The following is a 13401-nucleotide window of genomic DNA, read 5'->3' as shown; positions in this document are numbered from 1 at the left end:
GCCGCCGGGCGAGGCGTCGTGCCGTGGCCATCGCCCGACTCGGTTCGCCCGCTTCAGCGAAGCTCCTCGCAGAGGCCGATGATGACGCCGGCGGGGCCGCGGACGTAGCAGTACCGGTAGCGGTCCTCGTACTGCGCCACCTGCCCCTCGATCTCGGCGCCGTGGGGGCGCAGGCGGTCGACGGCGCCGTCCACCGAGTCGACGAAGAACGTGAGGCGAGGAATGCCCGGAACGTTCGCCGGAGCCCACGGCGCAGGGCCGGCGGCCACCGGCCGCTCGAACGTCGACAGCTCGACCCGTCCGTGACCGTCGGGGGTCCGGAGCATCGCGATGTCCGATTTGACGCCCTCCAGCCCGACGATCTGGTCCACCCACGCGCCTTCGACCGTGGCCCGGCCTTCCAGTTCCAGGCCGAGCTCGACGAAGAACGCGATGGCGGCCGCGAGATCCTCGACCACGATGCCGACGTGGTCCATCCGGATGACCGTCATGATCGCCTCCTGAGTCTTGGACCGCGCCTTCGCGACCCTTCACCCGAGGGACGGAGTCGGCCGGTACTTCTCGACATGCTCCCGTTGAATGTGACGCAGGACACTGAATCAAGGATCGTGGTCGGGCTCGAGCCCGAGAACCACTGACCATGCGCCGATCTGGCTCAGCCAGTGGAACCGAGCGGATGGAGGACAGCGCGGAATCCCGGTCGAGTCCCGGCAGTGTCGCGTTCAGCCGAGGACGAGCCGGTCGCAAGCGATGGACCGGTTGCCTCATTCACTCGGTCGTGGCCCTCACACGGATGCCGCCGAGACGGAGCGCCTCCAACGAAACCGCGCTTCCGGCCACGAGGGGCGGGAAAGCCCTGAGGAGGGCGACGCCCTGATCCGGCAGTGGCGAACGCCCGGCCGTCGGCCGGGCGTCTTGCCGTTGGAGCCGCTGACAGGATTCGAACCCGCAACCTACTGTTTACAAGACAGTTGCTCTACCGTTAAAGCTACAGCGGCCGGTCAGCGCCGTATCCCGGCGCGACGAGACGATTCTAGCCGATCTGAAGGCACGTGACGCGGGTGCGCGACTGCCACCGCGCGCGTGCCGAGGGCCGAGGTTTCCGAAGTGGCGGTGGCCTGGACGGGCGAGGCGTCCAGCTGCGCATTCCCTCTGCCGCAGGCGGAAGGAGCGAGGCGCACGCATCAGCCTTGTCGCACCGCTGAGGGCGCCGCCAGGTAGTCGCGGACCTTGCCGAGGTTGACCTCGATCGACTCGACGGCATCGACCGTCAGTCGCTCGACCGTCAGCGGCGGAAACTCACCGCGCATGCGCTCCACGTGCGCCCAATCGACCTCATGCCAGTTGGGGATGTTCCGTTTCCGTCCCTCGACCCGCCGCCGGTGCAGGTCGACGTCACTGCATACGCACTCGACGACGCGCAATTCGGCGTCGTGCTCAGCGGCGAGCCGCCCCCAGCGCTCGGCGGTTCCGTCATCGAGGACGCAGTCGGTGATCGCCGACTGGTCCACCAGCAACTGCCGCGTGACCAGCGACTCGACCAAACCGTGGCAGAGCGCGTCGTAAGTCGCCTCGTCCATGCCCTTGAACACGTGGTACGGCTTGAGCGCCCCCATCAGCCAGTCGCTGGCGAACACCGGGGTTCGCGAGACTCGCGCCAGCGCCTCCGCCAGGGTCGACTTGCCCGCGCCGGGCAAACCGGCGAACGCGATGATCTGAGGACGTACGGCACGGTCGATGCGCATCGGGAACCTCCAGCGGTGTTCTGCTCATTCTGCAGCGGCCTTGCACACCGGCTGAACCGGCCGCCGATCGAGCCTCGGGCTCGCGGTCCCGAGCGGCGACCGCCGGATACGCGAACGCACCGACTGCGACACGGCTCGGGGGTCATGGTCTCGGACCATTCGCTGGGACGGCGACCGGCGGGGAAGCACTGCTCCAAGTCGCCCTCGAAGGAGGCGTCGACGTCGGTGCGCCAGTCCGCGCATCCGCACGGCCGCTTCGCCGCCTCAGACCGGGGGCCCGGCCGCTGAGCGGCCGGGCCCCCTTGCCGTTCGGGGACCGCGGCCCGCCACGGGGATGCCGGGCCGCGGTCCGGCCTATTTGAGCCCGTAGGCGCGGATGGTGGTGTGCACGACTTCGGTGCCGGCGTCGTCGGTCGCGGTCATGCGGACCGAGACCCATCGGGCCGAACGCGGGTGGTCGATCTCGGCCGTGGCGCTGTCGCCGTCGCGGTCGAGGCCGATCTTCTTCCAGGTCCTGCCGTCGTTGTAGGAGATCTCGAAGGCCATGTCCACGGCGTGGACGACCGGACCGTACTCATAGGACCGCAGGTCCAGGGTGATCTCCTGGCACGCGCCGCGTTCGCCGTAGCCGCCTTCGATGTCGTCGGCGGTGAGCTGCACGACCGGGAGCGCGATGTCGTCGAACTCGCCGTCCTCGGCCGGGGCCGAGTCGAACTCCCACGTGGCCGTGGCGTCGGTGCCGAAGACCGAGGCGGGCGAGGACTGCGTGACGTCGGCGGTCAGGGTGTAGCGCCCGGCGTCGCCCTCGGGCATCTCGGCGAACAGGGTCTCCCAGTAGAAGTCGAGTCCCTCGGCGGCGGCGATGGTCTCGCCGTCGCGGCTGAGCGTCGCGGTGCCCTTGGCGCCCACGAGGAACAGCTCCTCGTCGTTGCCGCCTCCCACCGGCATGGTCTCGGCGCCGAAATAGTTCACGCCGTCCTCGCCGACGCGGTAGGCGGCGGGGACACCGGAGGAGAGGCCGCCGCGCGGCATGACCCGCTCGGTCGCGCCCGGTTCGAAGACCCGCTCGTAGTTGGCGACGAAGCCGTTGACGAGGTCGCCGTATTCGTCGCGTTCCCCGGCCACGAACTGGTTGTCCCAGACGGTCCCGGGGTCGGCGGTGTAGTACATGGTCCGCTGCGAGGGCACGGCCGTGTCGATGAGGCGGCAGAAGCCCATGCCGATCTGGCGTTCGGTGTAGTCGCCGTAGTCGCAGGTCTGGCCGTCGTAGGCGACGCCGAGGTCACCGTAGTCCGTCTGCACGGTCGCGAGGTCGTCGTCGTCGACGCTGAAGGCGGTGTCGTCCGGGAAGCCGCCGACCTCGTGGAAGGCGAGGTTGTAGACGTACGGGTCCTCGGCGCCTTCGGGGCTCGCGAGGACCGGCTGGTAGATGAAGCCGAGGTCGAACTCGGGCAGGTCGGGCTCGGGCAGCAGGAAGGCGTCGTCCTGCGGGCCGAGGTAATTGCCGTAGCCGAGGTTCGCTTCGGCGTGCCGAGCGTCGAGCACCATGGCGGCGTTGAGGAACCGGGCGTCCTCCTGCTCCACGTCGACGCTCACCGGCTGGGCCTCGCCGCCGTCGAGGACGAGGTCGTAGAAGGTGTCCTCGATGGTCACCGGGGTCATGCCCATGATGATCCGGCCGCGTTCGGTCTCGGTGGCGTCGGACCAGAAGCCGGAGACGATGACGTAGTCGCCGGGCGGCAGCACGGTCCCGCCTTCGCCGTTCTCCTCGATCGGGATGCTGCCGAAATCGGAGCCGTCGCGGGCGGCCCAGAGCATCCAGGAGCCGTCGGGGGCCTCGCCGTCGCGGTCGCGGAGGGTGACGTAGAGCTTCTGGAGGTCGTCTTCGGCGGTCGCCTCGGCCCCGGACGAGGTGTCGGGGACGAGCCCGACGTACTCGCGGTCGTCCAGTTCGGACTCGGTGGCGCTCGCGGCGTCGGTCTGGCCGGCGTCGAGCAGCTCGGAGACGTTGTAGCGCCGCGGGTCCTCGTCGCCGGCTTCGATGGCCGCGACCCGGTCGGTCGGGACGACCACGATGTCGCCGCTCGGCGACGTCGGAGTGATGAAGGTGGTGTCCTCGCGGCCCGGGGCGGGGTCGATCGCGGTGGCGCCGTTCGGCATCACGGTGACGCGGTCGCCCGTGGGGAGGGTGACGGCGGTCGGGGCGGGTGGCGTCCCGGCCGGGTCGGCGCTCGGGGTTTCGGCGAGCGCGGCGGTGCCGCCCGCGATCACGGAGCCGGCGAGCACGGCCGCCGCCGCCGACGCTCCGATGAGTCTGGGTTGTCGCATGCTGATTCCCTTGGGGGAGGTTCAGGCGGATCGGTCGATCCGCTTGAAGCCAAGGCGCGGCAGGGGATCGGCGAGGTTGCGCGTCCCCTCCGAAGGGAGGGGCCGTGAATGCCGGAATCCCTCCGATGGAGGGGCGCGGCCGCGGCGTCCCCTCCGAAGGGAGGGGGCCGCGTCCCGGTCGGCGGAAAGCGGGGAAAATACCGGCCGGAACCGGGCGTCGGCACAGCCGATGTCATGGAGGTCCGGCAACGATGGCACGAATTCGGTGGTGATCCGGTTGCGGACGGTATCGACCATGGCCACACGAACACTCCACTGAGCAGCGCGGTTCGCTCTTGCGCCGCCATCCCGAGGTCATCGGCGGTCCGCTCGTCGCCTTGCTGTTCGCCGCGGCCCGGTGGCTCAGCGGACCGGTCCTGGCCGACGTGCTCTCCCTGGAGGACGACGGCTACCCGGGCCTCGAACCCGTCGCCGACACGGTCTCCTACACCCTCGTCATGGCCGTCGCGGTCGTGGCGCTGACCTCGCGCAGTGCCGTGGCGCGGGGCCTGCCCTGGATCGTCCCGGTGACGGCCTGGGTCTTCGGCCTCGTCTCGTTCGTCATGCTGGAGACCGAGGCCGGTCGGGTCGGGTCGACGCTCAGCACGCTGACCGCATTGTGGATCGCGATGCCGGCGACGGTGTTCCCGCTGGGGTGCTGGAAACTGCCCCGCCCGCGGTTCGACGCCTACGGGACCGCCTTGCGGCGGCCCGGGTCTCACTCGTCGCGGATCGAGTAGATCTGCATGCCGTCGAGGGTGAAGCACGCCAGGCGCGTGTCGGAGGCGTCGCAGCCGTAGATCTCCAGCTCGGTGCGGAGGGTGGAGCGGGTGCCGTCGCGGCCGAGGCCGATGACGTTGCCGACATCGGAGGTGAAGCCGCCGCCGGGCCAGGAGAGGGCGCTGCCGCCGTCGATGGCGTCGAAGGTCTCGTCGAGACTGTTGCCGACCCGGTCGAAGTCCTTGTCGTAGATCTGGGTCCGCACGTCGTCGCCCTCGTAGTACTCGACCATGAGCCGGTTGCCGATCGGTTCGATGTAGCGGTACTCGGCGTCGTCGAAGGTCTCCGTCACCTCGTTCCGGCCGGAGTCGTAGACGCTCCAGGTGTACACGTCGGTGGCGTCGGCGACGGTTTCGCGCACGCACACGTAGGTCTCGCCGCAGGCGACCATCGTCTCGGGGGCGCTGGGCGACTCCACGAACTCGCTGTCCACTCGGGACAGGCCGTCCTCGATGTCGTAGACGTTCAGCTCGTATCCGGTCTCCTTGTCGACCGTGATGTACAGCAGGCCGTCCCAGGCGAAATAGTCGTCGTCGACGGTCTCGAGCTCCCGCTCCGCGAGCGTCTCGCCCGATTCGAGGTCGTAGACGTGCACGACGTTGTCGCTGGTGAGCAGCCAGACCCGGCCGTCGCCGTTGGCGGGCTGCGACGGCTTCCCGAGGTCGTCGGGGGTGCCGACGAAGTCCCAGCCGGCGATCGTGACGCCCGCCTCCGCGTCGCCGACCTCGATGCTCGTGACCGTCTCGCCGTCGGCGTCGTAGACGGTGAAGGCGTTGCCGCCCGAGGGACCGACCGCCAGGAGGTCGCCGCTGCGGCCCGCCCAGGTGTCGGCGCTGGACACCGTGTTGCGGGTCTCGCCGGTCTCCCAGTCGATGAAGCGGTACCGGTACTCGGAGCCGCCGCCCGAGGTGTCGACCTCCTGGGGGAAGGCGATGAGCTCCTCGGAGACGAAGAACTGCTGCGAGTCCCAGCCGTCACCCGTGTAGACCTGGTCCTCCTCCCACAGGGGTTCGCCGGTGGCGGCGTCGACGGCGCGGACGTGCAGCTCTTGGCCGTCGGCGTTGCTGGAACCCGTGGTGTAGGCGAACAGTGCCTTGTCGCCCCAGGTGCGGACCGCGTAGAGCGAGCCGTCGGCTTCGGCGGCGAGGGCGATCGGATCGCCGACCTCGTCGAGCCGCTCGGCGAACGGCCGCTGCTTGTACGGGTCGGTGATCCACCGCCAGCCGAGCGGGAGGGCGATGGCGAGCACGACGACCGTCGCGGCGATCGCGATCCACTTCGGACGGATCTTCGACTTGGGCCTCTGCGGTTCGCTGCGGCGCAGCATGAGCGTCTCGTCCGTGCCGGGCGTGACCGGAGGCAGGCTGCCGGCCTGCGTCGGCGGCGAGGACGCGGCCATCGGCGAGGTCGTCGACACCATGGGCGGGGAGACCGGCGCCGGAGGCGTCATGGGCGCGGGGCCGGCCAGGGCGAGGGCCGCGCCCTCGCTCACGGGCAGTTCGGGCTGCTCCAGCACGGTGGGGGCGATGCCGAGCCCTTCGTGGAGCATCTTCGCCACCATGGGCATGCGGCTGGAGCCGCCGACGAGGAAGAGGCCGGCGAGGTGCGAGGGGTGCCGGCCGGTGAGGGCGAGGACGCGTTGGGTCTCGCCCACCGCGCGGGACAGGAGCGGACGGGAGATCTGGTCGAGCTCGCCCCGGGTCAGGTGGAGCGACTGGGCCATGTCGGGGACGGTGACGGGCGCGACCGAGGAGCGGGAGAGCATCTCCTTGGCGGCGCGCACCTCTTCCCACAGTTCGCGGCGGTTGCGCAGTTCGGAGGCGCCGCTGGGGTTCTCGAGGCGCTTCCAGATCTCGGGCTCGCGCTGGCGGACGGTCTCGCCGATGTGGGCGACGAGGGCGGCGTCGAAGTCGAGGCCGCCGAGGTCGTGGAGGCCGCCGTCGGCGAGGACGCCGAACGAGCCGTCCTGGCGGCGTTCGAGGACGGCGATGTCGAGGGTCCCGCCGCCGAAGTCGAAGACGGCGAGGGCCTGGCCGGCGGCGAGAGGGTTCGCGAGGCGGGAGGTGTAGTAGTGGGCGGCGGCGACGGGTTCGGTGAGGATCTTGACCGGCCGGTAGCCGGCCTGCGCGGCGGCGTCGTGGAGGGTGCCGCGGCGCTGCTCGGACCAGGCGGCGGGGCAGGTGAGGACGGCGTCCGGCAGGTGGCCGACGGATTCGACGGCGGTCCTGGCGACGCGGGAGAGGATCGCGGCGAACGCGGCGGTCACGGGGACCTCGCGGTCGCCCAGGAGGATCGTGCCGTCGCCGATGCGCTGCTTGGGGTTCGGTTCGAACCGTTCGGGCGCGGTGAGCGCGAGACGCTCGGCGTCGCGTCCGGTGTGGAGGGTGCCGGCGGGGTCGAGGAAGACCGCGGAGGGCATCACCGGGGAGCCGTCGAACAGCAGCGGGCGGGTGCGACCGTCGGGCCAGACGACGACCGCCACCGTGTGCGAGGTGCCGAGGTCGACGCTCAGGAGGTAATCAGCCGGCATGAGGGTGCAGCTCCGAGGGCGCTAGGGCGTGCAGGATCGTTCCAGGTTAGTGGGGTGCGGCGACTCGCGCGGTCACGGGATGACCGGTTGTGGCCGGGCGGGAGCCGTCGCCGACGTCCAGCACGCCTCGCCGGGGCGGTCTCGGCCGCGGAAGCCTGGGAGCGGTTGCGGAGGCCTCGCAGGCGGTCGCAGAGGGGCCCGCACGGGAGCGACCGCGGCTGAAGGAGCGGCGGCGCGGTGGTCGACCGCCGGCAGGTGCCACCGCAGGACCGCGCGAGGCGGTCCTGCGGTCGTGCGGGCCTCAGCGCCTTCGAGGCCGTGGGGCCGCCGCTAGCGGCGCTGGCGCTGGATCTCGGCCAAGGCGATCGAGGCGGCCACGGAGGCGTTGAGCGACTCGACCTCGCTGGCGATCGGGATGCTCGCGATGTGGTCGCAGGTCTCGGCGACCAGGCGCGAGACGCCCTTGCCTTCGTCGCCGACGACGACGAGCAGCGGATCGGCGGCGACGGGCAGGTCGAACACGTCGACATCGCCGCCGCCGTCGAGCGCGACGGTCATGAACCCGGCCTGCTGGCACGCCTGGATCGTGCGCGTCAGGTTGACGACCTTGGCGACCGGCAGCCGCGCGGCGGCGCCGGCGCTGGTGCGCCAGGCGACGGCCGTCACGGACGCGGCGCGCTTGGACGGGATGATGAGCCCGTGGCCGCCGAACGCGGCGGTGGAGCGGATGATCGCCCCGAGGTTGCGCGGGTCGGTGACGCCGTCGAGCGCGACCAGCAGCGGCGCGGTGCCGGAGGTCTTGCTGAGCTCGACGAGGTCGTCGAAGTCGGCGTACCGGTACGGCTCGATCTCCAGGCCGATGCCCTGGTGGAGGGCGTTGCCGGTGCGGCGGTCGAGGTCGCGGCGGGCGAGTTCCTTGACGGGGAGGTCGCGGTTGGTCGCCAGGCGCACGGACTCGGCGACGCGGTCGTCGAGCTCGGTGCCGAAGGCCACGTACAGGGCCGTGGCCGGGACCTTGGCGCGCAGGGCCTCCACGACGGGATTGCGGCCCAGGATCAGCTCGGGCTCGTCGTCGCGGCGGCGGTCGCGCTGCGGTTTGGCCTTACCGATGTTGGTGGTGCGGCCTTCGGCGGCGGCCTTGGCGCGCTCCTTGGCCTGCTTCCACTGGGTCTTGCGGGGCTTGTCGTCCCCTTGGTACTCCTTGTGCCAGGGGCGGTCCGCGGCCTTGAGGGTGCGGCCCTTCCCGGCGAGGCCCTTCTTGCCGCCGCCCGATCCGATCTTGGGTCCGGCTTTGGCGGTCTTGCGGCGGTTCGGGTTTCCACCCTTGGTGCTCATCGGTTCAGCATCCCCTGGTCTGGCTGGTTGGTGGCAGGCGTCCGCCTAGTCCACAGTCCACACGGGACCGCGAGGGGTGTCTTTGACGGTGATGCCGGCGTGCGCGAGCTCGTCGCGGATGCGGTCGGCAGCCGCGTAGTCCTTGCGGGCCCTGGCCTCGGCGCGCTGTTCGAGCGCGATCTTCACCAGCGCGTCGACCGCGCCGGTCAGCTTCGCGTCCCCCGGTTCGTCCCATTGCGGGTCGAGCGGGTCGAGGCCGAGCTGATCGAGCATAGCTCGGACACCGCCCGCGATGCTGGTCGCGGCCGTGTCGTCGCCCGCGTCGAGCGCGGCGTTGCCTTCGCGGGCCATGTCGTGGATCGCGGCGACGGCCGCGGGTGTGTTCAAATCGTCATCCATGGCGGCGACGAAGTCGGCGCTCAGCGTGCCGCCGATGGTCGACTCGACGCCCAGCGCTTCGGCCGCACGGTGCACGAAGTTGGAGAGGCGGTCCCACGCGGACTGGGCCTCGGTGAGGGCGGACTCGGAGAAGTCGAGCGGGGACCGGTACTGGCCGGTGGTCAGGAAGTAGCGGATGGCGGCGGGCGGGAAGCCCTTCTCCCCTAGGGCGGTGACGCTGAGCGTGTTGCCGAGGGACTTGGACATCTTGGTGCCGGCGAGGTTGAGCAGGCCGTTGTGCACCCAGAAGTTCGCGAAGCCGAGGCCGGCGGCGCGGGACTGGGCGAGCTCGTTCTCGTGGTGGGGGAACATGATGTCGGTGCCGCCGCCGTGGATGTCGAAGGCGTCGCCGAGGTAGCGGCGGGCCATCGCGGAGCACTCGATGTGCCAGCCGGGGCGGCCGGGGCCCCACGGCGAGGTCCAGGCGGCGTCGAGCGGCTCGCCGGGCTTGTGGGCCTTCCAGAGGCCGAAGTCGCGGGAGTCGCGCTTGTCACCGGTGTCGGGGCTGGCGATCATGTCGTCGGGCCGGCGGTGGGAGAGCTCGCCGTAGTCGGGCCAGGAGGCGACCGAGAACCAGACGTTGCCGACCTCGGTGACGTAGGCGTGCCCGCGCTCGACGAGATCGGCGATGAGGTCGATCATCTGGGTGATGTGGCCGGTGGCGCGGGGCTCGTAGGTGGGCCGTTCGACGCCGAGGAGGGCGTAGTCGCGGTTGGTGATGCGCTCGTTCTCGTAGGCGATCGACCACCAGGGGCGGCCCTGCTCCTCGGCGCGCACGAAGATCTTGTCGTCGACGTCGGTGACGTTGCGCACGTAGGTGACGTCGTAGCCGGTGCGGCGCAGCCAGCGCACGAGGACGTCGTAGGCGACGCCGGTGCGCAGGTGCCCGATGTGCGGCGGACCCTGGACGGTGAGGCCGCACAGGTAGACACCGACTCGGCCGGGATTCCGGGGCTGGAATTCGCGAACGGATCGGGTGCCGGTGTCGTACAGTCGCAGGCTCACCCGACAAGTCTAAACAACCAGGCCACCCGCGGGGAACGCCCGACCCCGCGTGTCCGGCGCACGAAACCGGAGTGCTCGGCCAGTCCCGGTGCCCTTGCTCCCTGTGGGTCGGGAGTGCTCGACCGGTCCTGGCGCCCGCGCTTCCCGCGCGGCCCGGGTAGTACCCCGGTACTGCCGCTCATGCTCGTCTCCTCCCCTGGCAGGAGGCCGATCTCCGTCCGCGAGCCGGTGTGCCGGACGGCGGCGGCCTCATAGACTGCTCGCGTCCCCTTGGACCCCGCCCCACCCCTCGATGCGAAGAGGAGCCTGATGATCACCGCGGAAGGTCTGTACAAGCGATACCGGAAGACCGTGGCGGTCGACCGCCTGACGTTCGAAGTCCGGCCCGGCGTCGTCACCGGCTTCCTGGGGCCCAACGGCTCCGGGAAGTCCACCACCATGAGGCTGATGCTCGGCCTCGACCACGGCGAGGGTGAGACCCGCTTCGACGGCGAGCGGTTCACCGACATCCGCCGCCCCATGAACAAGGTGGGCACGCTGCTGGAGGCGAAGCCGTTCCACCCCACCCGCTCGGCCCGCAACCACCTGCGGATGCTCGCCGCCGCCAACGGCGTCGGCGACAAGCGCGTCGACGAGGTGATGGAGCTCGTCGGCCTCGCCGCGGTGAAGCGCAAGAAGCCGAAGGGCTATTCACTGGGCATGGCCCAGCGGCTCGGCCTCGCGCAGGCGCTGCTCGGCGACCCGCGCATCCTGCTGCTGGACGAGCCGACGAACGGCCTCGACCCGCACGGCATCCACTGGATGCGCGACATGCTCAAGCACCTCGCGTCCGAGGGCCGCACCATCTTCGTCTCCAGCCACCTCTTGTCGGAGATGCAGCTGATGGCCGACGAACTCGTGGTCATCGGCCGCGGCAACATGCTCTTCAACGGCGACGTGGACCAGTTCGTGCGCGAGTTCACGCAGTCCACCGTGATCGTCCGCAGCCCCTCCGCCGACGCGCTCGCGTCCGCGCTGGAGGGCGCGGGCGCGGAGGTCGTGAAGGGCGAGGACGGCGAACTGGTCGTCTCCGGCATGGAGATCGGCGCGGTCGGGCACCTGGCGTTCACCGAGAACGTCGAACTGTCCGAGCTGTCCACCCGCAGCGCCTCCCTCGAAGAGGCGTTCATGTCCGCGACGGGCGCCTCCGAGGAGTTCGTCGCGACCGAGCCGATCGCCCCTGCGACCGAGAAGACCGGCGGTGCCGACCATGCTTGATGCCCTGCGCTACGAATGGACGCGGCTGACGACGCTGCGTTCGACGTACTGGCTCATCGGAGTCGGCGTGCTCTGCTCGCTCGCGATCCCGGTCATCGCCGGGATCGCGGTGAACGAGGAGCCGCTGACCTCGGAGACCGTGGCGGCGGGCCTCAACGGCGGCGCCGCGTTCGGCATCCCGTTCCTGGCCGTGTTCATGGCGATCATCGGGATCTTCACGACCGGACACGAGTACCGGCACGGGACGATCCAGCCGACGCTGACGGCGCTGCCGCAGCGCTCGCGGCTCGTCGCCGCGAAGATCCTGGTGGTGGCGGCGGTGACCGTGGCCGTGACGGTGGCGTCGATGGCGCTCAACGCGGTCGCGCTCCTGGTGTTCTGGGGCGAGGTGCCGGGCCTGTTCGAGGACCCCCTGCGGTCGGCCCTGCTCGGGTACGTGCTCTACACGCTGATCTACACGCTGGTGGGGCTCGGCCTGGGCCTGCTGTTCCGGGGCGTGCCCTCGGCGCTGGTCGTGATCTTCCTGGTGCCGCTGATCCTCGAGACGCTGATCTTCGGGCTGTCGTTCCTGCCGATGGCGGACTGGCTGGTGCCGGTGGTGAAGTTCCTGCCGTTCATGTCCGGCGCGCGGATGATGGTGGTGGACCTGGCGGTCCAGGACATGAGCGGACCCGGCATGCCGGACTTCGACTTCTTCGGCCGCTGGGCCTCCGGCGGCGTGTTCGCGGTCTTCGCGGCCCTGATCATCACGGGCGCTTGGATCCTGTTCAAGAAGCGCGACGCTTAAAAAGCGCGACGCAGTGCGAACCGCGGCCCCGAGGCGTTCGCCTCGGGGCCGCGTCGTGTGCTCGCCGCTCGTGTGCTCGCCGCCGGGCCTACGCCCCGGCTTCGAGTTCCCGGCGCACGAGGTCCGCGGTCTCGATCGAGTTCAGGGCCGCGCCCTTCATGAGGTTGTCGGCGACGACGAAGAACTCCAGCGAGTTCGGGAAGTCGATCGACTGGCGGATCCGCCCGACCTGCGTGCCGCCCTTGCCGACCGAGTCGATCGGCATCGGGAACACCATGTTCGCCGGGTCGTCCACCAGGTCCACGCCGTCCGCCGCCGCGAGCACGCGGTGCGCCTCGGCCACGGTCACCTCGCGGTCGAACGTCGCGTGCACGACCTGCGAGTGGCCCACGGCCACCGGCACCCGCACGCACGTCGACGCGACCTTCAGGTCCGGCAGGCCCAGGATCTTGCGGGACTCGTTGCGGACCTTCAGCTCCTCCGAGGTCCAGCCGTCGTCCTTCCAGCCGCCCACCTTCGGGACCACGTTCAGCGCCAGCGGCGCCCCGAACGGCGCGTTGAACTCCTCGCCGAGCACCGCGCGCACGTCACCGGGCTCGGTGCCGATCCGGTCGACGCCGTTGATCTTCTGCAGCTGCGCGTACAGCGCCTCGAGGCCTTCCTTGCCCGAGCCGGACGCGGCCTGGTACGAGGCCACCGACATCGACACGAGCCCGAAGTGCTCGTCGAGCGCCGCGAGCGTCGGGATGAGCGCCAGGGTGGTGCAGTTGGCGTTCGCGATGATGCCCTTGGGCCGGTTGCGGGCCTCCTCCGGGTTGGCCTCGCGGCACACCAGCGGCACGTCCGGGTCCATCCGGAAGTAGCCGGACTTGTCGATGACGACCACGCCCAGCTCGGCGGCCACGGGCACCCACTCGGCGCTCACCTCGTCCGGCAGGTCGAAGTGGGCGATGTCGATCCCGTCGAAGGCCTCGGCGCTGATGGCCTGCACTTCGAGGGTCTCGTTCCCGACCGACAGGAGCTTGCCCGCCGACCGCGGCGAGGCGATGAGGCGGACCTCGCCCCAGTTGTCGCGCTCCTCGGCGATGAGCCGCCGCATGATCGACCCGACGACGCCCGTGGCGCCGACGATGGCCACATTCAGCTTGCGCGCCATA

General features: G+C 70.7%; 10 protein-coding genes and 1 tRNA gene. 3 read left to right on the top strand and 8 right to left on the bottom strand.

Annotation, left to right across the window (positions count from 1 at the left end; translation table 11 throughout):
- Positions 1-53: 53 nt before the first annotated feature.
- The 4 genes from K3N28_RS11100 to K3N28_RS11085 form a co-directional block, all read right to left on the bottom strand.
- A complete protein-coding gene (locus K3N28_RS11100) occupies positions 54-491 on the bottom strand; it encodes a VOC family protein (protein WP_228092597.1) in 438 nt (145 codons plus the stop codon).
- Between the two features lie 431 nt (positions 492-922).
- Positions 923-998 (bottom strand) — tRNA-Thr (locus tag K3N28_RS11095).
- 186 nt (positions 999-1184) lie between these two features.
- Positions 1185-1745: an AAA family ATPase gene (locus K3N28_RS11090; protein ID WP_228092596.1), complete on the bottom strand. Its 561-nt coding sequence runs from the start codon at positions 1743-1745 to the stop codon at positions 1185-1187.
- A 354-nt stretch (positions 1746-2099) separates the two neighbouring features.
- Positions 2100-4073 (bottom strand): hypothetical protein, encoded by a 1974-nt coding sequence (locus tag K3N28_RS11085; RefSeq protein WP_228092595.1) that lies wholly within the window; start codon positions 4071-4073, stop codon positions 2100-2102.
- Positions 4074-4408: 335 nt separating this feature from the next.
- Here K3N28_RS11085 and K3N28_RS11080 point away from each other — a divergent pair, with 335 nt between their 5' ends.
- A complete protein-coding gene (locus K3N28_RS11080) occupies positions 4409-4852 on the top strand; it encodes a hypothetical protein (RefSeq protein WP_228092594.1) in 444 nt (147 codons plus the stop codon).
- Here the strand turns inward: K3N28_RS11080 and K3N28_RS11075 are convergent.
- From K3N28_RS11075 to cysS, 3 genes are all read right to left on the bottom strand, one after another.
- Positions 4831-7422 carry an Hsp70 family protein gene (locus K3N28_RS11075; protein ID WP_228092593.1) on the bottom strand — a complete coding sequence of 864 codons (2592 nt, stop codon included), beginning with the start codon at positions 7420-7422 and terminating at the stop codon, positions 4831-4833. The genes K3N28_RS11080 and K3N28_RS11075 overlap by 22 nt on opposite strands.
- A gap of 330 nt (positions 7423-7752) precedes the next feature.
- On the bottom strand, positions 7753-8757 hold the full coding sequence (gene rlmB, locus K3N28_RS11070) for a 23S rRNA (guanosine(2251)-2'-O)-methyltransferase RlmB (RefSeq protein ID WP_228092592.1): 1005 nt from the start codon (positions 8755-8757) through the stop codon (positions 7753-7755).
- A gap of 45 nt (positions 8758-8802) precedes the next feature.
- Positions 8803-10200, bottom strand: a complete 1398-nt coding sequence (cysS, locus tag K3N28_RS11065) for a cysteine--tRNA ligase (protein ID WP_228092591.1) — start codon at positions 10198-10200, stop codon at positions 8803-8805.
- Positions 10201-10509: 309 nt separating this feature from the next.
- Here cysS and K3N28_RS11060 point away from each other — a divergent pair, with 309 nt between their 5' ends.
- On the top strand, positions 10510-11457 hold the full coding sequence (locus tag K3N28_RS11060) for an ABC transporter ATP-binding protein (RefSeq protein ID WP_228092590.1): 948 nt from the start codon (positions 10510-10512) through the stop codon (positions 11455-11457).
- Complete coding sequence (locus K3N28_RS11055) at positions 11450-12244, top strand: hypothetical protein (protein ID WP_228092589.1); 795 nt, start codon at positions 11450-11452, stop codon at positions 12242-12244. Before K3N28_RS11060 ends, K3N28_RS11055 begins: the two co-directional genes overlap by 8 nt.
- 88 nt (positions 12245-12332) lie before the next feature.
- On the opposite strand, the gene K3N28_RS11050 is transcribed toward K3N28_RS11055, so the two are convergent.
- Positions 12333-13400, bottom strand: coding sequence for an aspartate-semialdehyde dehydrogenase (locus tag K3N28_RS11050; RefSeq protein WP_228092588.1), 1068 nt, complete (start codon positions 13398-13400; stop codon positions 12333-12335).
- Between the last annotated feature and the right edge of the window lies 1 nt (position 13401).

Source organism: Glycomyces sp. TRM65418 (assembly GCF_019710475.1).
Taxonomy (GTDB): domain Bacteria; phylum Actinomycetota; class Actinomycetes; order Mycobacteriales; family Micromonosporaceae; genus Glycomyces.
This window is presented reverse-complemented; position numbering and strand designations above follow the sequence as displayed.